Source organism: Sinosporangium album (assembly GCF_900100605.1).
GTDB classification, from domain to species: Bacteria; Actinomycetota; Actinomycetes; order Streptosporangiales; family Streptosporangiaceae; genus Sinosporangium; species Sinosporangium album.
Genome location: NZ_FNCN01000008.1, coordinates 94,979 through 119,920, shown reverse-complemented (window position 1 = coordinate 119,920; position 24,942 = coordinate 94,979). Strand labels below are relative to the sequence as shown.

Sequence of the window (24,942 nt, the reverse complement as noted above, 5' to 3'; positions counted from 1 at the left end):
CTCTGACGCCATCCCGGTTCCCCCGCTGTTTTCCCAGCTCAAAGTGGTTTAGCTGGTTATAGGACCGACCTTAGGGCGCGCTGTGCCTCCGGGGCGGCCTCAACACGCGTAGGCGCTGGCGCGCCGCACGAATAGGGGAGCCGTACGGGTGAGTCGTTTGTTCATCTGCATGTTCACACCGAGTACTCCATGCTCGACGGAGCCGCTCGGCTGAAGCAGATGTCAAGCGGGTCGGAGATCTCGGGATGCCCGCCATCGCGATCACCGACCACGGCGACATGCGTGACGCCTACCTGTCTCACGGGGCCCCGCAACCGTCCGGCTGCGGGGCCTCTCGCGTGGCCGGGAGGTCTCCCGCACCAATGATCATCTATTTCCAGATGAGTCACGACGGCCACTTCGGGTGCTCGATAGAGTAGGAGCCTCCACTCGACCCACCACGAAAGGCCAAGGTCACCGGTGGCTGATTCGTTCGTTCACCTGCATGTTCACACCGAGTACTCCATGCTGGACGGAGCGGCGAAGATCGGCAAACTGGCCGAGCGGGCAGCCGCGCTGGGCATGCCCGCGATCGCGATGAGCGACCACGGAAACATGTTCGGCGCCTACGAGTTCCAGTCGAAGATGAAGGCCGCCGGGGTCAAGCCCATCATCGGCATCGAGGGTTACGTCAGCCCCGAATCCCGCCACTACAAGCGACCGGTGTTCTGGGGGGAGCCCCACCAGCGCAAGTCGGACGAGCGCACCGGTCTGGGCGGTGACGTGTCGGCCGGCGGCACCTACCTTCACAAGACCATGTGGGCGGTCAACGCCCAGGGCCTGCGGAACCTGTTCAGGATCTCGTCCCTGGCCTCTCTCGAAGGCCACATGAAGAAATACCCGCGCATGGACGACGAGCTGTTCGAGCAGTATCACGAAGGGATCGTCGCCACCACGGGCTGCCCGTCTGGAGCGGTGCAGACGCGGCTCCGGCTCGGGCAGTACGACAAGGCGTTGGAATACGCCGCCAAGTACCAAGAGATATTCGGGCGGGACAATTACTTCCTGGAAGTCATGGATCACGGTGGGATTCCGATCGAGACGGGGGTCCGCGAGGACCTGCTGCGGATCGGCAAGGCTCTCGGCATTCCGCCCCTGGTCACCAACGACTCCCACTATGTGACCGAAGACCAGGCCACCGCCCACGACGCGCTGCTCTGCGTCGGCACCAACTCCCTGCTCAGCGACCCCACCCGGTTCCGGTTCTCCGGCAACGGCTACTACGTACGCACGGCCGAGGAGATGTGGGCGCTGGACCCCAACTCCGATGTGTGGGCCGAGGGTTGCAAGAACACCCTGCTGATCGCCGAGCGGGTCGAGCCGTACGACGAGGTGTTCGCCCACCGTGACCTTGCCGCCAAGTTCCCGGTCCCCGAGGGGGAGACCGAAATGAGCTGGCTCCGCAAGGAGGCACACCGTGGCGCGGTGCGGCGTTACGGCGATCCCGTTCCAACCCATGTGACGGAGCGGATCGAATACGAGCTCGGCGTCATCGAAGGGATGGGGTTCCCCGGTTACTTCCTCGTCGTCGCGGACATCTGCCGCCACGCCCGGGAGAACGGAATCTGGCTCGGCCCGGGCCGAGGCTCCGCCACCGGCTCGATGGTGGCTTACGTCACCGGCATCACCGAGCTCGACCCCATCGAGCATTCACTGCTGTTCGAGCGGTTCCTGAACCCCGAACGCATCTCCATGCCCGATGTCGACCTCGACTTCGACGAGCGTCGGCGCGGGGACATGATCCGTTACGTCACCGAGAAGTACGGCGAGGACAATGTCTCGCTGATCATCACCTATATGACGATCAAGTCGAAGGCGGCGGTCAAGGACGCGGCCCGCGTCCTGGGCTACCCCTTCCCGGTGGGCGAGAAGATCACTAAAGCCTTTCCGCCGGCCGTCATGGGTAAGGAAATCCCGCTTACCGCCATCTTCGATGAGAAGCACTCCCGGTACGCCGAGGCGACCGAGCTTCGGAAGATGTACGAGGAAGACACGGACGTCAAGCAGGTCATTGACACGGCGCTTGGGCTTGAGGGGCTGACCCGGGGCACCGGTGTGCACGCGGCGGGAGTTATCCTGTCCTCGCAGCCGTTGATCGACGTCATGCCGATCTTCATGCGTCCTGATGACGGTGCTCACATCACCGGCTTCGACGGACCCAGTTCCGAGTCCATGGGCGCCCTGAAGATGGACTTCTTGGGCCTGCGCAACCTGACCGTCATCGGTGACGCGGTGCAGAACGTGAAGGACAACCGCGGTATCGACCTGGACATGATCAGCCTTCCGCTGGATGACAAGAAGACCTACGAGCTACTGGCCCGCGGCGAGACGCTCGGCGTGTTCCAGCTCGACAGCTCGATGATGCGGGACCTTACCAAGCTGATCGCTCCGGCCCGATTCGAAGACATCTCGTCCATCCTGGCCCTGGGCCGTCCCGGCCCTATGGGGGCGAACGCTCACGTCAACTATGCGCTGCGCAAGGCCGGCCAGCAGGGGATCACCCCGATCCATCCTTCGCTCAAGGAAGCCCTTGAGCCGATCCTCGGTACCACCTACCACCTGGTGGTCTACCAGGAGCAGGTCATGGCCATCGCCCAGCAGATGGCCGGCTACACCCTCGGCGGCGCCGACATCCTGCGCCGGGCCATGGGCAAGAAGAAGAAAGAGGAGATGGACAAGCAGTGGGCCACGTTCTCCTCTGGAATGGTCGCCAAGGGCTACACCGAGGAAGCCGCGAAGGCCGTCTGGGACGTTCTGGAACCGTTCAGCTCCTACGGCTTCAACAAGTCCCACACCGCCGGCTACGGTCTCGTCTCCTACTGGACCGCCTACCTCAAGGCCAACTACCCGGCCGAGTACATGGCCGCCCTGCTCACCTCTGTGGGCACGAACAAGGATCGCATGGCGCTCTACCTCGCTGAGTGCCGACGCATGAAGCTCAAGGTCCTGCTGCCTGATGTCAACGAATCCGGTCTGCGGTTCTCGGCCGTCGGGGAGGACGTCCGCTTCGGATTGGGCGCGATCCAGAACGTCGGGGAGAACGCCATCAAGGGCATCATCTCCGCACGTAGCGAGAAGCGGGCCTACACCGACTTCAACGACTTCCTGACCAAGGTTCCCCAGGTCGTCTGCAACAAGCGCACTATTGAATCTCTGATCAAAGCCGGAGCATTCGACGGTCTCGGTCACCCTCGCCAAGGGCTGATGCAGATTCACGACCAGGCCGTGGATGCTGTGATCGACGTCAAGCGTAAGGAAGCCCTTGGCCAGGACTCGCTCTTCGGCGCCTTCGATGACGACAGCGGAGCGGGAAGCGTCTTCCACATCTCAGTCCCCGAAGGGGAATGGGATAAGAAGACGAAACTGTCCTTCGAGCGGGAAATGCTTGGCCTTTACGTCTCCGATCATCCCCTCAACGGCGCCGAACGCATCCTGGAACGTAACCGGGACCTGGCCATCGCCCAAGTGCTGGACGGGCAGGCCGGAGCAGGTAATATCCGCATCTCCGGAATTATCTCCGGCATCGATAAGAAGGTCACCAAAAAGGGAGACGTCTGGGCCATCCTCAAAATCGAGGATCACGACGCGTCCATCGAGGTGCCCTGCTTCCCTCAGACCTACCAGCTTTACGGCACCAACCTCGCCCCCGACCTGGTCGTCGCCGTCACCGGCCGGATCCGTTCACGCGGCGACGGAGACGAAGCCACCATCTCCTTCAACGCCACCGAGATCACGTTCCTCGACGTCTCAGGAATCCAGGACGATGGCCGCGAACCGATCGTTATCGCCCTCCGTGAGGAACGCATAAACAGAGAGCTCGTCGACGAACTCAAGCGCATCTTGAACGTACATCCCGGCGAAACTCCTGTTCACCTGCGAGTAGAGCGGCTCAACCGGAAGATCAACATCGTTACGCTTCCTCACTACTCGGTGAACACCAGCAACGGCGCGTTCGCCGGAGACATCAAAGTCCTCTTGGGCGCGAACGCGCTTGTTGTGCCATGAGATTCTCCCGAGGGGACCGTCGCCTTCAGGCGACGGGGGAATCGGGAGTGGGAGGGCCGCCAAGGCCCGGGCGTGGGCGATGCGGCCAGGAAGGCCGCTCTGTTCGACGATCCTCGCCGTGCCGTACGGCGCCGCCCTGAGCGGGCGGGCCGCAGCGGGGAGGGGCGTCAGTCCTCCCAGGGCCAGCGCCAGCCTTCGCCGAGGATGCCTGCCTGGTAGTCGGCCTCGTCGCGGGCGTCGGGCTCGTCGCGCCCGCGGCGCCGGTCGCGTTCCTCGCGTTCGGCCTGTTCGAGGCCGGGGGTGTGACCGCCGCCGAAGCGGGCCATATTGGGCCGGTTGAACGGCGTGGCGGGGGCGCCGGCGAGGGCGCCGCGCATGGAGTCCACCCAGATGGGCCCCGGCAGGGAGGCGCCCTGCACGGAGCCGTAGTAGGAGCGTCCGATGGTGACGCCGCGCAGCGGGTGGCGGTAGGACCCGCGCAGGTCGCCGATGCTGACGGCGGCGGCCAGTTCGGGGGTGTAGCCGGCGAACCACGCCGACGTGTAGCCGTTGTTGGTGCCGGTCTTCCCGGCGGCGGGACGGCCGATGCCCTGCCCCCGCATGGTGCCCTGGGTGAAGACACCGGACAGCACGTGGTTCACCGCGTCGGCGACCTCGCGGTCGATCGCCTGGGAGCAGCTCGGGCCGACGGCCGTACGGTTGCCGTCGCGGTCCGCGATCTCGACGATGGTGACCGGGCGGCAGTACCGGCCGCGGGCGCCGAAGGCGGCGAACGACGAGGCGACGGTCAGGGGGTCCATCTCGTTCACGCCGAGGGTGAAGGTGGGGACCTCCCGTACGGCGGTGCCGTCGGCGCGCGTGATCCCGAGCGCCTTGGCGGTCTTGACGACCTCGCACAGGCCGACACGGCGTTCGAGCATCATGTAGAAGATGTTGACCGACTTCCAGGTGCCGGTGGACAGGCTGTGCGGGCCGCCCTTGCCTTCGCCGCTGGCGTTGTAGACGACGGAGTTCGGGTCGTTGACGGCGCGGCCCTTGCAGTTGCGGTAGCCGCTGCTCGGCGAGAAGCTGCCGGGTGTGTCGAAGCCCTGGTTGAAGCGCCATCCCTGCTTGAGCGCGGTGGCCAGGGTGTAGACCTTGAACGTCGATCCGGCTTGGAAGCCCTGGCCGCCGCCGTGGGCGACGTCGGCGGGCAGGTTGTAGGTGGTGGCCGGGCCTTGGGAGCGGCCGCGCGGGTTCGCGCCGTACTCCTTGCTGGCGGCGAGGGCGCGCACGCGGCCGGTGCCGGGTTCGACCATGGCCTCGGCGGCGACCTCGGTGTCCTTGGGGTCGACGCGGGAGGCGATGGCGCTCTGCGCGGCGCGCTGGGCGCGCGGGTCGAGCGTGGTGGTCAGGGTGAGGCCGCCTTGGGCGAGCCTGCGGAGCCGTTCGGCCTTGGTGTGGCCGAAGACGGGGTTGTTCTGCAGCTCCTTGTAGACGTAGATGCAGAAATACGGGTATTTGCTCTCGAAGCATCCACCAGGCGCGGCCTGGAGCTTGATCCCGAGCTTTGCGCGCTTGGCCTCCTCGGCCTGCGCCGTACTGATCATCTTGAGTCCGGCCATGCGGTCGAGCACGAGGTCGCGCCGCTCCTTGAGCTTGCGCTGCCGCTGCCTGCCGAGGGCCGGGTCGGTGGTGTAGGGGGCGCGTACGGCTCCCGCCAGCGTGGCCGCCTGCGGCAGGGTGAGCCGGGCCGCGCTGGTGGAGAAGAACCGGCGGGCCGCCGCTTCGACGCCGAACGCCCCGGCGCCGTAGTAGGAGATGTTGAGGTAGCGCTCCAGGATCTCGGCCTTGCTGTACTTCTTCTCCATCGCGAGCGCGAGCCGCAGCTCGTTGACCTTGCGCTGGATGCTCTGCGCGCGGGCGCGTTCCCGCTCGGCCTCCGATTCCGCGCTCTCCACCAGGATGTTCTTCACCAGCTGCTGGGTGAGGGAGGATCCGCCCTGGCGGATGCCGCCCGCCTGGGTGTTGGTGATCAGCGCCCGGAGTGTGCCTTTGATGTCGAGTCCCGCGTGCTCGTAGAACCGCGCGTCCTCGATCGCGATGATGGCCTGCCGCATGACGGGGGCGACCTGGTCGAGGGGGACGACGGTGCGGTTCTTCTCGTAGAACGTCGCGAACTCCGCGCCGTTCCTGTCGAGCAGGACGGTCCGCTGGGAGAGCGGGTCCTCGCGGGGCGGCGGCGGCAGGTCGGTGAACGTGTTCGCGACCCGCTTGGCGGTGATGCCCGCCCCGCCGACCACGGGCAGGGCGAGTGCGGCGGCGAGGACCCCGCCGAGCAGTCCCGTGAGGCCGAGACTCCCGGCGATGGGCAGGGTCCGCCGTGGCCTGCGAGCGCCGTTCGGCTCGCCGTCCGGCCCGTCGGGATGCTCGCTGGCGTTGTCGGCAGTGGTCACGGTGAAGAAGGTGCGACTGGGCGATCCTTCCCAAACGTGAGCTGTTATGGGATTTCCCCGCCCATGGCGGTGGACTTACTGCTTTTTGGGTTCCTCTCTACGGATGTTCAGGCCAAGCGAGGCGAACTGCTCAAACGGGCGATGGTAACCCCGCTCGATGTGGTGGACCCCGCGCAGCGTCGAGGTGCCCTCGGCCGCCGCCGCGGCGAGCACGGCCGAAAAGCCGGCCCGGATGTCGGGCAGCGTCACATCCGCGCCGTGCAGCTTGGAGACACCCCTGACCACGGCCGAGTGCTTGGCGTTGGTGTCGTGGTAGCGGCACGCCGGGCCGCCCAGGCAGACGTCGAACACCTCGATCTCACACCCCAGCTTCTGCAACGCCGGAACGTAGACCAGCCGGTTCTCGAACACCGTCTCGTGCAGCACGGACATGCCCTGGCTCTGCGTGAACAGCACCATGAGCGGCGTCTGCCAGTCGGTCATGAACCCCGGGTGCGTGTCGGTCTGTACGGCCGCCGCCCGCAACCCGTCGGGCGCCACCGCCGTCAGCCAGTCGTCGGTGATCTCGAACTGCGCCCCCATCCGGGCGAGCGTCGTGATGGCCGTGACCAGCCGGTCCTGCGGGCAGCCGTGCACCCGCACCGAACCGCCGGTGATCAGCCCGGCGACCAGGTAGGAGAACGCCTCGATGCGGTCGCCCGCGAGCCAGGTCGACGCGCCGCGCAGCGTCTCCACGCCCTCGATCACGATGCGCCGGTCGGGGCTCAGCTCGATGCGGGCCCCCATGCGCTGGAGGAACAGCGCGAGCTCCACCACCTCGGGCTCCATCGCGGCGCCCTTGATGACGGTCTTGCCCTCGGCCAGCACCGCGCTCATCAGGATCGTCTCGGTCGCCCCCACGCTCGGATAGGGCAGTTCGAGGCGGGTGCCGTGCAGCCGCTTGGCCTTCGCCGAGATGCCGTTGTCCCCGACCTCGACCTCAGCCCCCATGGACCGCAGCGCCTCGACGTGGAAGTTGACCGGCCTGCGGCCGATCGGGTCGCCGCCGACGAGCGGCACGAACGCTTCACCCGCCAGATGCAGCAGCGGGCCCAGCATGAGGATCGGGATGCGGTTGAGCCCGGTGAACGCCTCGGGCACGCGGGGCCGGATCTCCGGGCCCCTGGCCACCGTGACCTCGCTGTCCCTGATCTCGACATGGATGCCCAGCGCTTCGAGCATCGCCGCGGTGATGCCCACCTCCCCGACCTCGGGGGCATTGTGAAGGATGCTCTCTCCGCTGCCGAGCATCGCAGCGACCATATGCTTGGACACGCCGTTTTTGGACCCCCGTACGACCACGTCGCCCCGGAGCGGTCCGGAGGGTTCGATCAGCCACACCTCTTCATCGTTCACGTAGAAAGCGTAGGGCCGTCCGCTGGTCGGTAGCATCAGGCGGGTCCGCCCGCCTCGGTAAGGGGAGTGAGCACTTGCGGGATCTGCGGGACTTTGTGGCGGCAGTGCTGGTTCTGGCCCTGCTCGGGGTGGCCGCGGGATTCGTCTGGTCCTACGCGGCGCCGCGCACCGCCTACCTCGCCCGCCCCGAAGGGGCCGTACTGGCCGACCCCTCGACCCAGGCCCTGATCGCGGCCGACGGGTGGTTCGCCGTGGTGACCGGCCTACTCGGGCTGATCTGCGGCATCGCGGGCCACATCCTTGGAAGGGAACGGCCCATCGCGATGATCGCGGGGCTCACCGCCGGCGGAGTCGCGGCCTCCTACCTCACCCTTGCCGTCGGCAGGCTCGTCAACCTCGGCGAAAGCATCGACGAGGCCACCCACGCGGGCTCCGTCGTCAGCCAGAGCCTCACCGTCACCGCCCAAGGCGTCCTGCTGGCCTGGCCGCTGCTGGCCGTCGGCGTGTTCTTCGCCATCGAAGGCGTGCTCGCCTACCGCGAGTCGCCGCTGCGCAAGCCGTACGGCGGGCGCGAACCGGTGTTCGGGCACCTGCCGTACGGCGGAGGCGACCGCTAGGCCGGCAGCGGCGGACGGTGTGAGCCGTGCCCGGTGGCGCGCTCGAAGGCCCGGCCGATCCGCATCAGATCGAGGTCGGCGAAGGGCCGCCCGACCAACTGCACGCCCACCGGCAGCCCGCTCGGGGTGAACCCGGCCGGCACCGACATGGCGGGGGAGTGCAGCACGCTCACCCAGTACGCCGAGCGCATCCACGCCAGATAGTCCGGCATCGCGACCCCGTCGATCTCGTCCACGTACGGATTCTCCACGGGGAACGGCGGCACCTGGCTGACCGGGGCGAGCAGCACGTCATAGGAGTCGAAGAGCTCCGCCATCCGCGCGTAGAGCCCGCTGCGGAGCCGCTCCGCCCGGGCCAGGTCGGTCGCGGTGACCTCGCGGCCCCGCGCGAGGTTCCAGCGGACGTTGGCGCCGAGCTCCTCCTCCGGGAGCTCCCCGAACGACAGGACATACCACCAGCCCCGGTAGGCGCGGAACGCCTCATCGGCGTCCGACAGGTCGAGACCGACCCGCTCCACCCGCGCCCCGAGCTTCTCGAACACCTTCGTCGCCCCCGCCGTCACCTCCGCCGTGGCCGGATCCACCGGCAGCCCGCCAAGGTCGGGGCTCCACGCGACCCGCAGCCCCGCCAGATCGAGGTCCTCCAGCACGGAGAACTCCGAGCCGTCCCCCGGGAGGGTCACCGGGGTCCGGGCGTCGAACCCCGCCATCACGCTCATCAGCAGCGCCAGATCGTCCACAGTGCGCGCCATCGGCCCGCTCACCGGCAGCGTGAACCACGCCGACCCCGGACTCGGCACCGGCACCCGGCCCGGCGTCGGCCGCAGCCCCACGATGTTGCAGAACGACGCGGGGTTGCGCAGCGACCCCCCCATGTCCGAGCCGTCGGCCAGCGCCACCATCCCGCTCGCCAGCGCCGCGGCGGCCCCGCCGCTGCTCCCGCCCGAACTGCGGGACAGATCGTAGGGGTTGCGCGTCGCGCCGAAGACCTCGTTCACCGTGTGCGAGCCGGTGCCGAACTCGGGTGTGTTGGTCTTGCCCAGCGTCACCGCCCCCGCCTCCCGTATCCGCCGCACCGGCAGCGCGTCCGCGGTCGGCACATGGTTCGCGAACAGGCGCGAGCCGTACGTCGTGCGCATACCCGCGGTATCGGAGAGATCCTTGTGCGCCACCGGCAGCCCGTGCAGCGGCCCGAGCCACCGCCCCCGCGCCCACTCCTCATCGGCCCGGCGGGCCTGCGCCCCGGCGCGCTCCGGGTCGAGCGTCACAATGGCGTTGACATCTCCATTGACGTCCTCGATCCTGCGCAGGTGCGCCTCAAGCAGCTCGACCGCGCTGATCTCGCGTGAACGCAGCAGCGCGAGCTGCTCAAGCGCGGTGAGGTAGAACAGTTCCGTCATATGGGCGGCCCCCCTAACTTTCAACGTACGGCTCCGCCGAGTCCGTGTGACCCCGCCGGGGGGTCACACGCTGTCACATCTTGCTGATCGGAGCGGCGACGGCCTGGGTGAGGCCGATGAGATCCGCCGGCGCGGCCTCGATCTGGAGCCCTCGCCGCCCGGCGGAGAAGAAGATCGTTTCAAACCCCAGCGCCGACTCGTCCACCACCGTGGGGAGTCGCTTGCGCTGGCCGAGCGGACTGATGCCGCCCACCACGTAGCCCGTGACCCGCTCGACCTTCGCCGCATCCGCCATCGCCGCACGCTTGCCGTTCAACGCCGCCGCGAACGCCTTCAGATCGAGCTTGCCCGCCACCGGCACCACAGCCACCGCGAGCCCGGCCTCGGTCTCCGCGACAAGCGTCTTGAAGATCTGGTCGTGCGGCACCCCGAGGGCGTCGGCCGCCTCCTCACCGTAGCCCTCGGCCCCGGCATCGTGCTCATACGCGTGCAGCATGAACACCGCACCCGCCTTCACCAGCACCGTCGTCGCCGGCGTGCCCTGCCCGCCCTTACTCTTCGTCCTGCTCACGCCCGGCAGACTAGACCATCGCAAAAAATCTACAATGTAAAGGCCTCCCATTCCCGCTCGGGAGGTCGGCGATGTTGCCCTGTCCCCGTTCAGGAGTCGGTGGCCTGGGAGTGCGAGGGGGCGCCGGTGCTTGGACTGACGAACGCAGGGAGCGCAGCGACCGGAGAGAGGAGGGAAAGCACCGGGTCAAGAGCCCCCTCGCCGCGCGCCGCAGGCGCGCAATCAAATACTGCTTGGCCAACATGCCGGGAGTCGGCCGTCGTGGTGGACCGAGGTGCCGGGAGTCGGCCACCCCAGATGCAAACGCAAGATTTGCTCCGTCCGAATGGTGGACAGAAGCGGACTCGGAACCTGGGCTCCGTAGACTGGGCGGGTGATTTCCCGTATGGACCTGCGCGGCTCGCTTCCCGAGGACCTGCGCGACGTGTTGCCCCGCGCCGAGCTCGACGTCGAGGCCGCCCTTGCGAAGGTGCGGCCCATCTGCGAGGACGTGCGCCATCGCGGCGTGGCCGCGATCAAGGAGCTGACCGCCAGGTTCGACGGGGTGGAGATCGCGAGCACGCGGGTGCCGGTCGGGGAGCTCGGTCGGGCGCTCGCCGAGCTCGACCCGAGGGTCCGCGCCGCGTTGGAGGAGTCGATCCGGCGCGCGAGGCTGGTTCACCGCGATCAGCGCCGCACCGATGTCACCACCGAGGTGGTGCCGGGCGGCACTGTGACGGAGCGGTGGGTTCCGGTCGAGCGGGTGGGCCTCTACGTCCCGGGCGGTGTCGCGGTCTACCCTTCCAGCGTCGTGATGAACGTCGTGCCCGCGCAGGAGGCCGGGGTGCCCTCCTTGGCCGTCTCGTCGCCCGCGCAGGCCGACTTCGGCGGGTTGCCGCATCCGGCCATTCTGGCGGCGTGCGCCCTGCTCGGCGTGGACGAGGTCTATTCGGTGGGCGGCGCGCAGGCTGTGGCGATGTTCGCCTACGGCACGGAGGAGTGCCGCCCGGCCGCCATGGTCACCGGCCCGGGCAACATCTGGGTGGCCGCGGCCAAGCGCCTGTTGAAGGGCCGCATCGGCATCGACGCCGAGGCCGGCCCCACCGAGATCGCGATCCTCGCCGACGACTCCGCCGACCCGGTCCATGTCGCCGCGGACCTGATCAGCCAGGCCGAGCACGACGTGATCGCGGCGTCGGTGCTGGTCACCGACTCCGTGGAGCTCGCCGACGCGGTCGAGCGCGAGCTCAAGTCGCAGGTGGCCCGGACCAGGCATGTCGAGCGGGTGACGCAGGCATTGGCGGGCCGCCAGTCGGGCATCGTGCTGGTGAGGGACATGGACGACGGCTTGGCCGTCGTCGACGCCTACGCCGCCGAGCACCTGGAAGTCCAGACGCGCGACGCGCGCGCCTTGGCCGCCCGCGTCCGCAACGCCGGGGCGATCTTCGTCGGCGCCTACGCGCCGGTGTCGCTCGGCGACTACATGGCGGGTTCCAACCATGTGCTGCCCACGGGCGGCTGCGCCTGCCACTCCAGCGGTCTGTCGGTGCAGACCTTCCTGCGCGGCATCCACGTGGTCGACTACGATCGCGGCGCCCTCGCCGGCGCCGCGCGCCACGTGTGCGCGCTCGCCGACGCCGAGGACCTGCCCGCACACGGCGCGGCCGTCCGCGCCAGGTTCGACTGGGAGATTCCGAACCCGTGACCAGCCTTTCCGACCTGCCCATCCGCGACGATCTCCGCGGGCTGACGCCGTACGGCGCGCCGCAGATCGACGTGCCGGTCCGCCTCAACACCAACGAGAACCCCTACGGGCCCTCGGCCGAGCTGGTCGCCGACCTCGCGTCCGCCGTCGCGTCCGCCGCCGCCGACCTCAACCGCTACCCCGATCGCGACGCCGTGGCTTTGCGCACCGATCTCGCGGACTACCTGGGGCATGGCCTGACCGCCGACCGGGTGTGGGCGGCCAACGGCTCCAACGAGGTGCTTCAGCAGATTCTGCAGGCGTTCGGCGGGCCGGGCCGTACGGCGATGGGCTTCGAACCGTCGTATTCGATGCACCCGATCATCGCGCGGGGCGCCTCGACCGAGTGGATCTCCGGGGCGCGTGAGGAGGACTTCGGCCTCGACGCCGAGAAGGCGGTCGCGGCGATCGAGGAGCACCGCCCGGATGTGGTGTTCCTCACCTCCCCCAACAACCCGACGGGCACGGCTCTGCCTCTTTCGGCGGTGGCGCGGGTGCTGCGGGCCGCGCCGGGGATCGTGGTGGTGGACGAGGCTTATCATGAGTTCGCCCGCTCCGGCACGCCGTCGGCGTTGACGCTGCTGCCGGATCATCCGCGTCTGATCGTGACGCGCACGATGTCGAAGGCGTTCGCGATGGCGGGCACGCGGGTGGGTTATCTCGCCGCCGCGCCCGCCGTGGTGGAGGCGCTGCTGCTGGTGCGGTTGCCGTACCACCTGTCCACGTTGACGCAGGCCGCGGCGCGGGTGGCTGTGGCCCACCGGGCCGAGCTGCTCGGCGCGGTCGACAGGCTGCGCGCGGAGCGCGACGCCACGGTCGACTGGCTGCGCGGGCGGGGGCTTGAGGCCGCCGACTCCGACGCGAACTTCGTGCTGTACGGCCGGTTCGCCGATCGCCGGATGGTCTGGGAGGCTCTGCTGGCCGAGGGCGTGCTGGTGCGTGAGGTGGGGCCGCCTGAGTGGTTGCGCGTGTCGGTCGGCACGGGCGAGGAGATGGCGGCGTTCCGCGCCGCGATGCGAGCGGTGATGGAGGAATTGCTGTGAACCGGACCGGGCGAGTCGAGCGCACGACCAAGGAGACCTCGGTGCTGGTCGAGGTGGATCTCGACGGCACAGGCCGGGTCGAGGTCTCGACGGGGGTCGGCTTCTACGACCACATGCTCGCGCAGCTCGGCAAGCACGGTCTGTTCGACCTGACCGTGAAGACCGAGGGCGATCTGCACATCGACTCCCACCACACCATCGAGGACACGGCTCTGGCGCTCGGTGCCGCCTTCCGCGAGGCCCTGGGCGACAAGTCCGGCATCCGGAGGTTCGGCAGTGCGTCGTGCCCGCTGGACGAGGCGCTGGCCCAGGTCACCGTGGACCTGTCCGGTCGGCCCTACCTCGTCCACTCCGAGCCCGAGGGCATGGCCACGATGATCGGCCCGATGTACGACACGACGATGACCAGGCACATCCTGGAGTCGTTCGTGGCCCAGGCGAGGATCTGCCTTCACGTGCATGTGCCGTACGGGCGCAACGCCCACCACATCGTGGAGTCGCAGTTCAAGGCGCTGGCCCGGGCCCTGCGCGAAGCGTGCGAGCCCGACCCGCGCGCGACCGGCATCCCGAGCACCAAGGGCGTGCTCTAGGGATGCCGTCCAACTACCTGGCGGTCGGCATGATGTTCGTCGGCCTCTTCTTCGTCGGCGGGGTCGTCTCGGCCCTCCGGCAGGGGCACGGCAAGCTCGTCCCGGTCATCTTGGGCGTGCTGGCGGCCTTGGCGATCACAGCGGGGGTGCTCTGGTGGTGAAAGTCGTCGTTCTGGACTACGGCTCGGGCAATCTGCGCTCGGCCGAACGCGCCCTGGCCAGGGTCGGCGCCGACGTGACGGTCACGAGCGACTACGAGGCGGCGATGGCGGCCGACGGCCTGGTGGTGCCCGGCGTCGGCGCGTTCGCCGCGTGCATGGCGGGCCTCAAGAGCGTCATCGGTGACCGCATCATCGACCGCAGGCTGGCCGCCGGGCGCCCGGTGCTCGGCATCTGCGTCGGCATGCAGATCCTCTTCGCGGAGGGCGTCGAGCACGGCGTCCGCACGGAGGGCTGCGGCGAGTGGCCCGGCACCGTCGAGCGCCTCGACGCCCCCGTCCTCCCGCACATGGGGTGGAACACCGTCACGGTGCCGGAGGGCAGCGTGCTGTTCGACGGCCTCGACGCCGACACCCGCTTCTACTTCGTGCATTCGTACGGCGTGCGCACGTTCGACCTCCAGCCCGGCCCCGGGTTCACCGCGCCGCTCGTGACGTGGGCCGAACACGGTGTGCCGTTCGTGGCCGCGGTGGAGAACGGGCCGCTGTCGGCCACGCAGTTCCACCCGGAGAAGTCGGGCGACGCCGGGGCGACGCTGCTCGCCAACTGGCTCACCACCCTGAAATAGGTGGACTCCTCCGCCGTCCCGGTCTCCCGCGAGAGATGAGCACGCCGACATGAGCAAGGAGCGGGCCCGCCGCCGCGCCGAGCGCGAGGCCGAGCGGGAGCGCCAGGCCGCGATCCGCGCCGAGCGCGAGGCCCGGCTGGCTCGCCGCCGTGCGCGGAATGCCAGGCTCGCGGCGCTGGTGCCGCGGCCGGTGCGGGTGGCGCGCCAGGGCGGGATCCTGGCGCGAAGGCAGCGCGTCCAGAACGGTGTCGTGGCCGTGGTGTTCGTGATCGTCCAGGTGATCGCGTGGCTGACCTTGTCGTCGTGGACCGCCAGGGTCGGCGTGTTCGTATTGTCGTTGTTGCTGGTTCCGGTGCTTGTCACCCTTGTTTTCGACCGGAGGACTTGATCACATGTCGCTCGTGCTGCTGCCCGCCGTGGACGTCGCCGACGGCCAGGCCGTACGCCTGGTCCAGGGCGAGGCGGGGACCGAGACGTCCTACGGCGACCCGCTCTCGGCCGCGCTGGCCTGGCAGGAGGCGGGTGCCGAATGGATCCACCTGGTCGACCTCGACGCGGCCTTCGGGCGGGGCTCCAACCGGGAGCTGCTGGCCTCGGTGGTGGGCGCGCTCGACGTGAAGGTCGAGATGTCGGGCGGGATCCGGGACGACGCCTCGCTGGAGGCGGCGCTCGCCACCGGCTGCGAGCGGGTCAACATCGGCACCGCCGCGCTGGAGAACCCCGCCTGGTGCTCCAAGATCCTGGCGGCGTACGGCGAGCGCGTGGCGATCGGCCTGGACGTCCGGGGCACGACCCTGGCGGCCCGGGGGTGGACGCAGGACGGCGGTGACCTGTGGGAGGTGCTCGACCGGCTGGAGTCCGACGGGTGCTCGCGCTACGTGGTGACCGACGTCACCAAGGACGGCACGCTGCGCGGTCCCAACCTCGACCTGCTGCGGCAGGTGTGCGCCCGCACCGACAAGCCGGTCGTCGCGAGCGGCGGCGTGTCCTCGCTGGACGACCTGCGCGCGATCGCGGGCCTGGTCCCCGACGGGGTCGAGGGCGCGATCGTGGGCAAGGCGCTGTACGCGAACGCGTTCACGCTGGAGGAGGCGCTCGCCGCCGTACGGGCTTGACGCGATTCCAGGAGGGCGGGTTTCCGGAGCGGTGCGGGGAGGCACAGTGAGCAGCGTCGAAGCGGGCCGGCAGGGCACCAGAGTGTTCTCAGGCGGAATCTGGGAGGAGCGTTACGGCTATGCGCGCGCGGTCGTCGCCGGCCCGTGGGTGCTGGTCTCGGGCAGCACGGCCGCGGTGGACGGCGAGGTCGTCCACGTCGGCGATGCGCGGGGGCAGGCGCTGACGGCGCTCGACATCGCGCTGGCGGCCGTCGAGGAGGCGGGGGCGGGCCGAGAGGACGTGGTCCGGGTACGGTTCTACGTGGTGGACCAGCACGACTTCGACGCGGTCGGCACGGCCCTCGGCGAGAGGTTCGGCGATGTGCGCCCGGCGTGCACCGGGGTGCGGGTCGCCGGGTTGGTCGACCCGCGCATGCTGGTCGAGATCGAGGTCGAGGCATACCGAGGAGATCGCTGGTGAGCGTCGCTGTCCGCATCATTCCCTGTCTGGACGTCGACGCCGGACGGGTGGTCAAGGGCGTCAACTTCGAGAACATCCGCGACGCGGGAGACCCCGTGGAGCTCGCCGCGCGCTATGACAGGGAGGGGGCCGACGAGCTCACCTTCCTCGACATCACCGCCTCGTCGGGCGAGCGGGAGACGATGTTCGATGTGGTCCGCCGTACGGCCGAGCAGGTCTTCATCCCGTTGACGGTCGGCGGGGGCGTGCGTTCGGTCGAGGACATCGACCGGCTGCTGCGCGCGGGGGCCGACAAGGTGTCGCTCAACACGGCGGCCATCGACCGGCCGGAGCTGCTCACCGAGGCGTCGCGGCGCTACGGCGCGCAGTGCATCGTGCTGTCGGTGGACGCCCGCAGGGTCAAGGGCGACACCACGACCGCGTCGGGCTTCGAGGTCACCACGCACGGCGGGCGCAGGGGCACGGGCATCGACGCCGTCGAGTGGGCTCGGCGGGGCGAGGAGCTCGGGGTGGGGGAGATCCTGCTCAACTCCATGGACGGCGACGGCACGAAGGCCGGATACGACTTGGAGATGATCGGCGCGGTGCGCGCGGTGGTCGGTGTGCCGTTGATCGCCAGCGGCGGTGCCGGGGATCTGGCGGATTTCCCGCCGGCGGTCGCCGCGGGGGCGGACGCGGTGCTGGCCGCGTCGGTGTTCCACTATCGGGAGCTGACGATCCCGCAGGTGAAGGAGACGTTGCGGGCGGCGGGCCATCCGGTGCGCTGAGTCCCGGCGGGATCTGTAGGGAATCGGCAGGGGATCGGAAGACGATCAGTACGGCAAAGCCCCGCGGCGCGGTTCGCGGGGCTTTCGCTTACGGCGCGTAGCGCACCGCCTCGCGGCCTTGGTGGGGGTGGTGGGGATCGCCGGTCTCGGAGGAGGGCCGGTCGCGGTTTCGGCGACGGCGGGACCGACACGTGTTGAAATGCGCTAATGAAGGGCAGGCGGGCGGTCCTGCTCTTCATTCCAGTCGCCGGGGACGCGAAAGGCGCTCGCGTCGGTGACGACAAGTGATCAAAGGTGCTGGGTATCCCCAGAGTAAGGTGTCAGTTCAGCACCCGTGAGAAGAATGTAGCCAACTGGTTTGCTCCGTTGATAATCCCATCGAAAACACCGTTGACTGCGTCCGCCGCCTGGGTGGGTCGGGAAAACAAGTAGAAGGCTACAAATGCCACGGCTACGTACGTGGCGACTTTCTTGACCTGCATGGGGGGCCTCCTGCAGTCCAATCCCAGCCGTATATACCCGGTTCTGGGCGATCCCTGGCATCTTCTTTAGAGATGTTATTGATCATAGCTGTTGGGGGGCTCCAGCTACCTCACACCCTGCTCATCGTCTGATCGTCACCTGCATCTGTCCAGTGACCATTGTGCCGTCACTGGGCGTCGTTGGTCGGTCAAACCGCCGTTTCGTCGCGCGTGTCGGATCCTTTCGGCAGGTGGACCGGCGTTCCACCCCCGCGTAGGGCCAGGGCGGAGACCCCCGCCCAGCCCGCGATTATCAAGGCCAGCGCGGCGATGGTGAGCCCGTCCGGGCGGACGAGAGGCCGGCCGCGCAGGGCCTGCCACGTGACCAGTGCCACAACGGCCGCGCGTCAGACGCCGAGACGCGCCCCCATGAGGGCCTTGGCCGCGCGTTCCTCGCCGGCCAGGTCCACCCTCGCGTGGTCCTGGCGGCCGAAGCAGAACATCAGCAGCTCGCCCGCGCGGCCGGTCACCTCGACGCGGGCCGCGTTCCTCGCGCCGCCGAGCGCGACCGCGTGGCCTCCGCCGCCGATACGGTGCAGGGCCACGCCCACGGGCGCCTTGCGCAGCATGAGGCGCGACAGTGAGCGCAGCCGCGACCAGATCACCTTCTCCAGGCCCGGGGACAGCTCGCGCGGCTCCCAGTCGGGCTGTGCCCGCCGTACGTCCTCGTGGTGGACGAAGTACTCCAGGGCGTTGACCGCCTCGTCCAGGCCCGGCACCACCCGGTAGACCCCCGCGGGTCCGGAGCGCACCATGCGCACCAGGCCGTCGTATCCGTGTTCCGCCTTCAGCGAACGCTGGACCTTGGCGGTGTAGCCCGACAGGAGCTTCAGGCCCACGCCGGGCAGGGCGTCGAACCGGGTTTCGCGCAGCACGAGGTGGGCTGCGAGGTCAAAGGTCGTCCAGCCGGCGCAGAGCGTGGGGGCATCCGGGCCGACCTGGTCGAAGAGGTCGCAGAGGGCGGCGCGTTCAGCACGGGCGTACGAGGCGGTCACCTTCGCGATGCTACACAAACGGCCGCATTGTGACCGGTCGGATGCGAACTGTAACCACGAAGCGGGAATAACGACTTGACCCTCCGTGATAGTGACTTAGGAAGATATTTCCTTAGAAAGGATGCTTGGCGAGTGGCGACCAAGGTCTCCTCAGCTGTCATGCGCCGGGGGCTCCGCGTTATCGGGGTGGCTGTCCGGTCCGAACCCGCCGTCTTCACCGGAGCCGTCGTGGCCAGCGCGGTCTACGGCGTTATGACCGTCGCAACCTCCTGGGCGCTCGGCTGGGCGACCGAGAGCGTCGTGATCCCCGCCTTCGAGCGCGGAGAGTTCGAGACGGGCGCGGCCGTCGCCACGGTGGCGTTCATCCTCGGCGTCGCGATGCTCAAGGCGCTGGGGGTCGTCGGCCGACGCGTCCTCGCCGGCATCCTGCAGTACCGCATGCAGGCCCGCTCCCGCGGCGCCCTGTCCAAGCAGTTCCTCAAACTCCCGCTTTCCTGGCACCACCGCCACCCCACCGGGCAACTGCTGTCCCACGCCGCCTCCGACGTCGAGGCCGCCTGGGCGCCCCTCGCCCCGCTACCGATGGCGGTCGGGGTGGTCGTGATGCTGCTCACCGCGGCGGGCGGAATCCTGATCACCGACCCGGTGCTGGCGCTCGTGGGATTCCTGATCTTCCCGGCTCTCGCCGTACTCAACCTGATCTACCAGCGCAGGCTGTCCCCCCTCGCGACACGGGCGCAGGAGCTCCGCGGCGAGGTCAGCGAGGTCGCGCACGAGAGCTTCGAGGGCGCCCTCGTGGTCAAGACGCTGGGCCGCGAGGACTCCGAGGCCGAGCGGTTCCGGCGGAAGACCGAGGCCCTGCGCGACGCCAACGTCGCCGTCGGCCGCGTCCGCGGTATGTTCGACCCCCTCCTGGAAGCGCTCCCGACGCTGGGCGTGCTCGCCGTCCTGTTCGTCGGCTCCGTCCGGCTGTCGAACTCCGCGATCACCGCCGACGAGCTCGTCCAGGTGTCCTACCTGTTCCTGCTGCTCGCCTTCCCGGTCCGCGCGCTCGGCTGGGTGCTCGCCGAACTCCCGCGCAGCGTCGTCGGCTGGACGCGCGTCCAAGAGGTGCTGGACGCCGTCGGCTCCATGGAGTACGGCACCGCCGAGCTCGACCGCGCCGGGCCCGCCCGCCTGTCGGTCGAGGAGGTGAGCTTCGGCTACGCCCCCGGCCTGGCCGTACTCAACGGCGTGACCTTCACCGCCGAGCCGGGCCGCACCCTGGCGATCGTCGGCCCCACCGGATCCGGCAAATCCACCCTCACCCAGCTCATGATCCGCCTCATCGACCCCGATGCGGGTGCCGTGCGGCTCGACGGCGCCGACCTGCGCGACCTGCGGCACGGCACGGTGAGCGACCATGCGGCCCTGGTGCTGCAGCAGACCTTCCTGTTCGACGACACGGTGCGCGGCAACATCGCGCTCGGCCTATCCACAGAGGACGAAGACGTCTGGGCCGCCCTGCGGCTCGCCCAGGCCGACGGCTTCGTCAGCGCCCTGCCGCAGGGCCTCGACACCAAGGTCGGCGAGCGCGGCGCGTCCCTGTCCGGCGGCCAGCGCCAGCGCCTCGCCCTGGCCCGGGCCCTGGTGCGCTCGCCGCGGCTACTCATCCTCGACGACGCCACCTCCAGCGTGGACCCGCAGGTGGAACGGCGCATCCTCACCGGACTGCGGGAACGGGCGGAAGGCTCCACCGTGGTCGTGGTCGCCTACCGCATGGCCACGATCGCCCTGGCCGACGAGGTCGTCTACCTCGAACACGGCGAGGTCGCCGACCACGGCCGGCACGAAGACCTGATCGGCCGGTGCGAGGGCTACCGCAACCTCGTCACCGCCTACGAACGAGAAGAGGCCGAGCGCGCCTCGATCGACGCCGACGACGAGGTGATGGCGTGACCCAGCAGACCCTTCAAGCCCGCCGGCGCACCTCCCTGCAAACCCTCAGGCACGGGCTGTCGCTGTCGCCGGAGTTCCGCGTCGGACTGCCGGTGACGCTGCTGCTCGCCTTGGCGGCCACCGCCGGCAAGGCCATCATCCCGATCGCGATCCAGCGGGTCATGGACGACGGGCTGAAGGGCGGGACCCCCGACCTGCCGATGATCAGGACCGTGGTGCTGTGGTGCACCGTGGCGGTGCTGCTCACCGCGCTCAGCGGCTACCTCATGAACGTGCGGCTCTACCGCTCCTCCGAGTCGGGCCTGGCCACCCTGCGCGCCAAGAGCTTCCGGCACATCCACGACCTGTCCGTACTGACACAGAACAGGGAGCGGCGCGGGGCGATGGTGTCCCGCGTCACCAGCGACATCGACCAGATCAGCGCGTTCATGCAGTGGGGCGGGCTGATGTTCATCGTGATGTTCGGGCAGGTGGTCGTCGCGACCGTCCTGATGGTGATCTACTCCTGGCAGCTCGCCCTCGTCGTGTGGGCCTGCATGCTCCCGATGGTCTTCATGCTTCCCCGCTTTCAACGCTGGATCGCCGCCGCCTTCACCCGCGTGCGGGAACTCAGCGGCGACACCCTGTCGGCGATCAGCGAATCCGTCGTCGGCAGCGCCGTCGTCCGCGCCTACGGCGCCGAGCAGCGCACCGCCGAACGCGTCGACACCGCCATCACGCGCCAGCGCGACGCGCAGACCAGAGCCCAGACGATCGTCGGGTTCACCTTCCCGCTGACCGAGCTGGTCGCTTCCGTCGCCGTCGCCGCGGTGGTCCTCATCGGCGCGCGGATGGGGCTGGACGACAGCATCACCATGGGCGAACTGCTCGCGTTCCTCTTCCTCATCACCCTGTTCGTCGCGCCCCTCCAGACCGCCACCGAGGTGCTCAACGAAGCTCAGAACGCCCTCGCGGGCTGGCGGCGCGTGCTCGGCGTCCTCGACACCCCCGCCGACGTCGCCGACCCCCGGGACGACGGGCGCGTCCTCGAGCGCGGCCCCATCTCCGTCGCCTTCGAGAACGTGCACTTCGCCTACCCGGGCGGGGAACCCGTCCTGCGCGACGTGACCGTGGAGATCGCGCCGCGCAGCCGCGTCGCCATCGTCGGCGAAACCGGATCCGGCAAGACCACGTTCGCCAAACTGCTCACCCGGCTCATGGACCCCGTATCGGGCCGCGTCACCGTCGATGGCACGGACCTGCGGGACGTCCGTTTCTCCTCGCTGCGGGAACGCATCGTCATGGTGCCCCAGGACGGCTTCCTCTTCGACGCCACCCTGGCCGAGAACATCCGCTTCGGCTGTCCCGAGGCCGGCGACGAGGAGATCACCCTCGCCTTGACCGAGCTCGGCCTGGCCGACTGGCTCGAAGGGCTTCCCGCCGGCCTCGCCACCCCGGTCGGCCAGCGCGGCGAATCCCTCTCCGCGGGTGAGCGCCAGCTCGTCGCCCTCGCCCGCGCCTACCTCGCCGACCCCGACCTGCTCCTGCTCGACGAGGCCACCTCCGCCGTGGACCCGGCCACCGAGGTACGGCTGGCGCGCGCCCTGGAAGGCGTCACCCGCGGCCGCACCGCCGTCTCCATCGCCCACCGCCTGTCGACGGCGGAGGCGGCCGACGAGGTGCTGGTCTTCGACAAGGGGGTGCTCGTGCAGCGCGGCAGCCACGAGGACCTCGTCGTCCGGCCCGGCGTCTACGCCGACCTCCACGCCTCCTGGGTGACGGCCGCCCGCTCGTGAGCCTGGACCGGGGGCGGGCTCTGGAGCTGGAGCGGGGCCTGGAGCGGGGCCTGGAGCTGGAGCGGGTCGGCACGGGGTCGGCACGGGGTCGGCACGGGGTCCGGACCGGGGCCGGTGCCGGGGTCGCGTCCTGCGGTCCGGCGGGGAACCCCCTGGCCAGGAGGCAGGACGTCACCCCCGCGTAAGGCAGAATGACGGCATGTCCCTGGACCCGAAGATCGCAGACCGCCTCAAGCGCGCCGCCGACGGGCTCGTGCCCGCCATCGTGCAGCAGCACGACACCGGCGAGGTGCTGATGCTCGCCTGGATGGACGACGAGGCACTGCACCGCACCCTCACCACGGGGAGGGCGACGTACTGGTCGCGCAGTCGGCGGGCATACTGGGTCAAAGGGGCGACTTCCGGCAACACCCAGCGTGTGGTGTCGGTGGCGCTCGACTGCGACGGCGACACGGTCCTTCTCAAGGTCGACCAGCACGGCGCCGCCTGCCACACGGGCGACCGCACCTGCTTCGACGCCGGCGCGCTGGACACCGTGGTCTCGGAGGGCACTTGAGTTCACCTGCTTCGAAGCGGTCCCTGTGGACCTGGGTGCTCGTCACCGCCGCAGGGGCCGGTCTCGCATGGGCCGCGTCCGGCCGTGACTGGGCGGAGGTGTCCTACGCGGGCGCCTCGGGAGGTGCCCGCAGCCACGCCGTCGTCACCGGCGCCGAGCTCGCCGCGGGGCTGGGGCCGCTCGCCATGGCGGCTCTCGCCTCGATCCTCGCCGTTCTCGCCGTCGGCGGGGTGTGGCGGCGTCTCGTCGCACTCGTCACCGCCGCCTGCGGCGCGGGCATCGCTCTGATCGGCTTCTCGGGGGCCGGCGCCCGGGATTTGACGGACCTCGTCACAGAACGCAGCCCGCTGGCGTCCGCGGCCACGGACTGGTCCTTCACGACGACCGTCTGGCCGACGGCCGCAGCCGCCGGTGGGCTCGTCCTCGTCGCCGGGGGATTGACCGCCGCCGTCCTCGGGCCTCGCTGGCCGGGCATGTCGGACCGCTACTCGCGCCGCCCCCGCGCGGCGAAGGGCGGCTCGCCGGTCGGGGCGTCGGTCGGTTCGTCAAGCGGTTCTTCGGGCGGCGAGGCCACCGGTTCCGCCGTGCCGTCCGGTTCCAGCGTGTCGCCCGGTCCGGCCGCGAGCGGAGCCAGCGGCACGGCGCCGCAGGCCGCACGCCGCCAGGGCGCCGGCCGCCCCGCCGAGCGCAGCGAGCGCGCCCTGTGGGACGCCATCGACAGCGGCGAAGACCCCACCGGAACGGCCGACGACCAGGACGACCGCCGCTGACAAGCGCCCAAGCCACGCGATCGATCGGCAGGTCCGCCGCGGCGGGCACGGCCGACCCCGCATACTGGGGTGGTGACGTCGATCGTTTCTGGGCGGCGCCGGCTGGTGTCGGTGTTGGCGCCGCTTGGGGTGGCGGCGGTGGTGTCGGGGGCGGCGCTGTATGTGCGGGCGGTGGATCCGAACGAGCCGGGCCACTACCCGGGGTGTCCTTTCCTCGCGTTGACGGGCCTGCTGTGTCCGGGGTGCGGGGGGTTGCGGGCGGTTCACGCTTTGGGGCACGGGGATGTGGCGGCGGCGCTCGGGCTGAACGCCCTGGTGGTGTTGCTGGTGCCGGTCGCGGGTTTTCTGTGGGTGCGGTGGTTCGCGCAGGCGTGGCGGGGGAGGCCGATGCGGCCCGTCGCGCCGGGTCCCCGCTGGTTGTACGGCTTTCTGGCCGCCGGGGTGGTCTTTTGGATCGTGCGAAATATGCCTTTTGGGCAGCTCCTGGCACCGTAGCGGGGGCCAGGGGCCGCCCCGATGGCCGAACGCCGTCGGGGAGGCCGATACGATCGGCAGAACGAGGCCGAGAGGCCGACTTCAAGCCGTCGACCGGAGGGACCCTGATCGCGTGACCGTGCTCGACGAGATCCTGGACGGGGTGCGAGCGGACCTCGCCGACAGGCAGAGAGCCGTGACGCTCGATGAGCTGAAGGAGCGTGCGGCGAAGGCTCCCTCGCCCCGTGACGCCTACGCCGCTCTGGGCGGCGACAAGGTGTCGGTCATCGCGGAGGTGAAGCGCTCAAGCCCGTCCAAGGGCGCGCTCGCCGCCATCGCCGATCCCGCGGCTCTGGCCAGGGACTACGAGTCCGGCGGCGCCCACGTCATCAGCGTGCTGACCGAGCGGCGCCGTTTCGGCGGCAGCCTGGCCGACCTCGCCTCGGTGCGCGCCGTGGTCGACATCCCGGTGCTGCGCAAGGATTTCGTCGTGACGTCCTACCAGCTGTGGGAGGCCCGTGCTTACGGCGCCGACCTCGTGCTGCTGATCGTCGCCGCGCTGGAGCAGAACGCGCTGGTGTCGCTGATCGAGCGGGCCGAGTCGATCGGCCTCGCGCCGCTGGTCGAGGTGCACACCGCCGAGGAGCTCGACCGGGCGCTCGACGCCGGGGCGCGGATCGTCGGTGTGAACGCGCGTGACCTGAAGACGCTCAAGGTCGACCGCGAGGTCTTCGCGAGGGTCGCCCCGAAGATTCCCGAGGGCGTGATCAGAATCGCCGAGTCCGGCGTGCGCGGTCCTCATGATCTTCTGGCATATGCTCGTGCCGGGGCTGACGCCGTACTGGTCGGTGAGAGCCTCGTCACCGGCAGGGACCCGCGAGCGGCGGTCGTCGACCTGGTGACCGCGGGGGCCCACCCCGCGACGCGACCGGACAACGGATCCGAGAGGCAGCAGTGACCGAGAAA

The 24,942-nt window shown here is 69.7% G+C and carries 24 protein-coding genes; 18 read left to right on the top strand and 6 right to left on the bottom strand.

The window, feature by feature from the left end:
* Positions 1-459: 459 nt before the first annotated feature.
* Positions 460-4,044, top strand: a complete 3,585-nt coding sequence (dnaE, locus tag BLQ73_RS10490) for a DNA polymerase III subunit alpha (RefSeq protein ID WP_093170204.1) — start codon at positions 460-462, stop codon at positions 4,042-4,044.
* Between the two features lie 167 nt (positions 4,045-4,211).
* Here the strand turns inward: dnaE and BLQ73_RS10485 are convergent, their stop codons facing one another.
* On the bottom strand, positions 4,212-6,479 hold the full coding sequence (locus BLQ73_RS10485) for a transglycosylase domain-containing protein (protein ID WP_245690971.1): 2,268 nt from the start codon (positions 6,477-6,479) through the stop codon (positions 4,212-4,214).
* A 75-nt stretch (positions 6,480-6,554) separates the two neighbouring features.
* Positions 6,555-7,874, bottom strand: coding sequence for a UDP-N-acetylglucosamine 1-carboxyvinyltransferase (gene murA, locus BLQ73_RS10480; RefSeq protein WP_245690970.1), 1,320 nt, complete (start codon positions 7,872-7,874; stop codon positions 6,555-6,557).
* A gap of 74 nt (positions 7,875-7,948) precedes the next feature.
* On the opposite strand from murA, the gene BLQ73_RS10475 reads away from it, so the two are divergent.
* On the top strand, positions 7,949-8,491 hold the full coding sequence (locus BLQ73_RS10475; protein ID WP_093170202.1) for a hypothetical protein: 543 nt from the start codon (positions 7,949-7,951) through the stop codon (positions 8,489-8,491).
* Here BLQ73_RS10475 and BLQ73_RS10470 read toward each other — a convergent pair.
* Complete coding sequence (locus tag BLQ73_RS10470) at positions 8,488-9,891, bottom strand: amidase (protein WP_093170201.1); 1,404 nt, start codon at positions 9,889-9,891, stop codon at positions 8,488-8,490. The genes BLQ73_RS10475 and BLQ73_RS10470 overlap by 4 nt on opposite strands.
* Before the next feature lie 73 nt (positions 9,892-9,964).
* Positions 9,965-10,462: a Cys-tRNA(Pro) deacylase gene (ybaK, locus tag BLQ73_RS10465; RefSeq protein ID WP_245690969.1), complete on the bottom strand. Its 498-nt coding sequence runs from the start codon at positions 10,460-10,462 to the stop codon at positions 9,965-9,967.
* A 373-nt stretch (positions 10,463-10,835) separates the two neighbouring features.
* Between ybaK and hisD the strand changes: the two genes are divergently transcribed.
* Genes hisD through hisF form a run of 9 tightly spaced genes read left to right on the top strand, consistent with a single transcriptional unit; the run spans position 10,836 to position 16,947 of the window.
* Positions 10,836-12,146, top strand: coding sequence for a histidinol dehydrogenase (hisD, locus tag BLQ73_RS10460; protein WP_093170199.1), 1,311 nt, complete (start codon positions 10,836-10,838; stop codon positions 12,144-12,146).
* Positions 12,143-13,228 carry a histidinol-phosphate transaminase gene (locus BLQ73_RS10455; protein WP_093170198.1) on the top strand — a complete coding sequence of 362 codons (1,086 nt, stop codon included), beginning with the start codon at positions 12,143-12,145 and terminating at the stop codon, positions 13,226-13,228. Before hisD ends, BLQ73_RS10455 begins: the two co-directional genes overlap by 4 nt.
* A complete protein-coding gene (gene hisB / locus BLQ73_RS10450) occupies positions 13,225-13,818 on the top strand; it encodes an imidazoleglycerol-phosphate dehydratase HisB (RefSeq protein ID WP_093170197.1) in 594 nt (197 codons plus the stop codon). The genes BLQ73_RS10455 and hisB overlap by 4 nt, the downstream gene beginning before the upstream one ends.
* A gap of 2 nt (positions 13,819-13,820) precedes the next feature.
* Positions 13,821-13,979: a hypothetical protein gene (locus BLQ73_RS32220; protein WP_176955375.1), complete on the top strand. Its 159-nt coding sequence runs from the start codon at positions 13,821-13,823 to the stop codon at positions 13,977-13,979.
* Complete coding sequence (hisH, locus tag BLQ73_RS10445; RefSeq protein WP_176955374.1) at positions 13,970-14,605, top strand: imidazole glycerol phosphate synthase subunit HisH; 636 nt, start codon at positions 13,970-13,972, stop codon at positions 14,603-14,605. The genes BLQ73_RS32220 and hisH overlap by 10 nt, the downstream gene beginning before the upstream one ends.
* A gap of 49 nt (positions 14,606-14,654) precedes the next feature.
* Positions 14,655-14,993 carry a hypothetical protein gene (locus BLQ73_RS10440; RefSeq protein ID WP_093170195.1) on the top strand — a complete coding sequence of 113 codons (339 nt, stop codon included), beginning with the start codon at positions 14,655-14,657 and terminating at the stop codon, positions 14,991-14,993.
* A 4-nt stretch (positions 14,994-14,997) separates the two neighbouring features.
* A complete protein-coding gene (gene priA / locus BLQ73_RS10435; RefSeq protein ID WP_093170194.1) occupies positions 14,998-15,720 on the top strand; it encodes a bifunctional 1-(5-phosphoribosyl)-5-((5-phosphoribosylamino)methylideneamino)imidazole-4-carboxamide isomerase/phosphoribosylanthranilate isomerase PriA in 723 nt (240 codons plus the stop codon).
* A 46-nt stretch (positions 15,721-15,766) separates the two neighbouring features.
* Positions 15,767-16,180 carry a RidA family protein gene (locus tag BLQ73_RS10430; protein ID WP_093170193.1) on the top strand — a complete coding sequence of 138 codons (414 nt, stop codon included), beginning with the start codon at positions 15,767-15,769 and terminating at the stop codon, positions 16,178-16,180.
* Entirely contained in the window at positions 16,177-16,947 is a 771-nt protein-coding gene (hisF, locus tag BLQ73_RS10425) for an imidazole glycerol phosphate synthase subunit HisF (protein ID WP_093170192.1), read from the top strand. The genes BLQ73_RS10430 and hisF overlap by 4 nt, the downstream gene beginning before the upstream one ends.
* A 320-nt stretch (positions 16,948-17,267) precedes the next feature.
* Here the strand turns inward: hisF and BLQ73_RS32215 are convergent, their stop codons facing one another.
* Together BLQ73_RS32215 and BLQ73_RS10415 are read right to left on the bottom strand one after the other, a co-directional pair.
* A complete protein-coding gene (locus BLQ73_RS32215; RefSeq protein ID WP_176955362.1) occupies positions 17,268-17,429 on the bottom strand; it encodes a hypothetical protein in 162 nt (53 codons plus the stop codon).
* 386 nt (positions 17,430-17,815) lie between these two features.
* Positions 17,816-18,463, bottom strand: a complete 648-nt coding sequence (locus BLQ73_RS10415; protein ID WP_093170327.1) for a TIGR03085 family metal-binding protein — start codon at positions 18,461-18,463, stop codon at positions 17,816-17,818.
* 159 nt (positions 18,464-18,622) lie between these two features.
* Here BLQ73_RS10415 and BLQ73_RS10410 point away from each other — a divergent pair, with 159 nt between their 5' ends.
* The 7 genes from BLQ73_RS10410 (at position 18,623) to trpC (ending at position 24,934) form a co-directional block, all read left to right on the top strand.
* Positions 18,623-20,401 (top strand): ABC transporter ATP-binding protein, encoded by a 1,779-nt coding sequence (locus BLQ73_RS10410; protein ID WP_093170326.1) that lies wholly within the window; start codon positions 18,623-18,625, stop codon positions 20,399-20,401.
* Positions 20,398-22,176: an ABC transporter ATP-binding protein gene (locus BLQ73_RS10405; RefSeq protein ID WP_093170190.1), complete on the top strand. Its 1,779-nt coding sequence runs from the start codon at positions 20,398-20,400 to the stop codon at positions 22,174-22,176. Before BLQ73_RS10410 ends, BLQ73_RS10405 begins: the two co-directional genes overlap by 4 nt.
* Entirely contained in the window at positions 22,173-22,361 is a 189-nt protein-coding gene (locus tag BLQ73_RS34570; RefSeq protein WP_093170189.1) for a hypothetical protein, read from the top strand. The genes BLQ73_RS10405 and BLQ73_RS34570 overlap by 4 nt, the downstream gene beginning before the upstream one ends.
* A 14-nt stretch (positions 22,362-22,375) precedes the next feature.
* Positions 22,376-22,732 (top strand): phosphoribosyl-AMP cyclohydrolase, encoded by a 357-nt coding sequence (hisI, locus tag BLQ73_RS10395; RefSeq protein ID WP_093170188.1) that lies wholly within the window; start codon positions 22,376-22,378, stop codon positions 22,730-22,732.
* Positions 22,729-23,502, top strand: coding sequence for a Trp biosynthesis-associated membrane protein (locus BLQ73_RS10390; protein ID WP_176955361.1), 774 nt, complete (start codon positions 22,729-22,731; stop codon positions 23,500-23,502). The genes hisI and BLQ73_RS10390 overlap by 4 nt, the downstream gene beginning before the upstream one ends.
* A gap of 72 nt (positions 23,503-23,574) precedes the next feature.
* A complete protein-coding gene (locus tag BLQ73_RS10385) occupies positions 23,575-23,997 on the top strand; it encodes a DUF2752 domain-containing protein (RefSeq protein WP_245690968.1) in 423 nt (140 codons plus the stop codon).
* A 112-nt stretch (positions 23,998-24,109) separates the two neighbouring features.
* Positions 24,110-24,934, top strand: coding sequence for an indole-3-glycerol phosphate synthase TrpC (trpC, locus tag BLQ73_RS10380; protein WP_093170185.1), 825 nt, complete (start codon positions 24,110-24,112; stop codon positions 24,932-24,934).
* Positions 24,935-24,942: the final 8 nt, after the last annotated feature.

Bases quoted from the DNA above. Each gene is read 5' to 3' on its own strand.
- BLQ73_RS10410 (WP_093170326.1), top strand. From the start codon at position 18,623: ATGCGCCGGGGGCTCCGCGTTATCGGGGTGGCTGTCCGGTCCGAACCC.
- priA (WP_093170194.1), top strand. From the start codon at position 14,998: ATGTCGCTCGTGCTGCTGCCCGCCGTGGACGTCGCCGACGGCCAGGCC.
- hisI (WP_093170188.1), top strand. From the start codon at position 22,376: ATGTCCCTGGACCCGAAGATCGCAGACCGCCTCAAGCGCGCCGCCGAC.
- BLQ73_RS10440 (WP_093170195.1), top strand. From the start codon at position 14,655: ATGAGCAAGGAGCGGGCCCGCCGCCGCGCCGAGCGCGAGGCCGAGCGG.
- BLQ73_RS32220 (WP_176955375.1), top strand. From the start codon at position 13,821: ATGCCGTCCAACTACCTGGCGGTCGGCATGATGTTCGTCGGCCTCTTC.
- BLQ73_RS10470 (WP_093170201.1), bottom strand. From the start codon at position 9,891: ATGACGGAACTGTTCTACCTCACCGCGCTTGAGCAGCTCGCGCTGCTG.
- BLQ73_RS32215 (WP_176955362.1), bottom strand. From the start codon at position 17,429: ATGCAGGTCAAGAAAGTCGCCACGTACGTAGCCGTGGCATTTGTAGCC.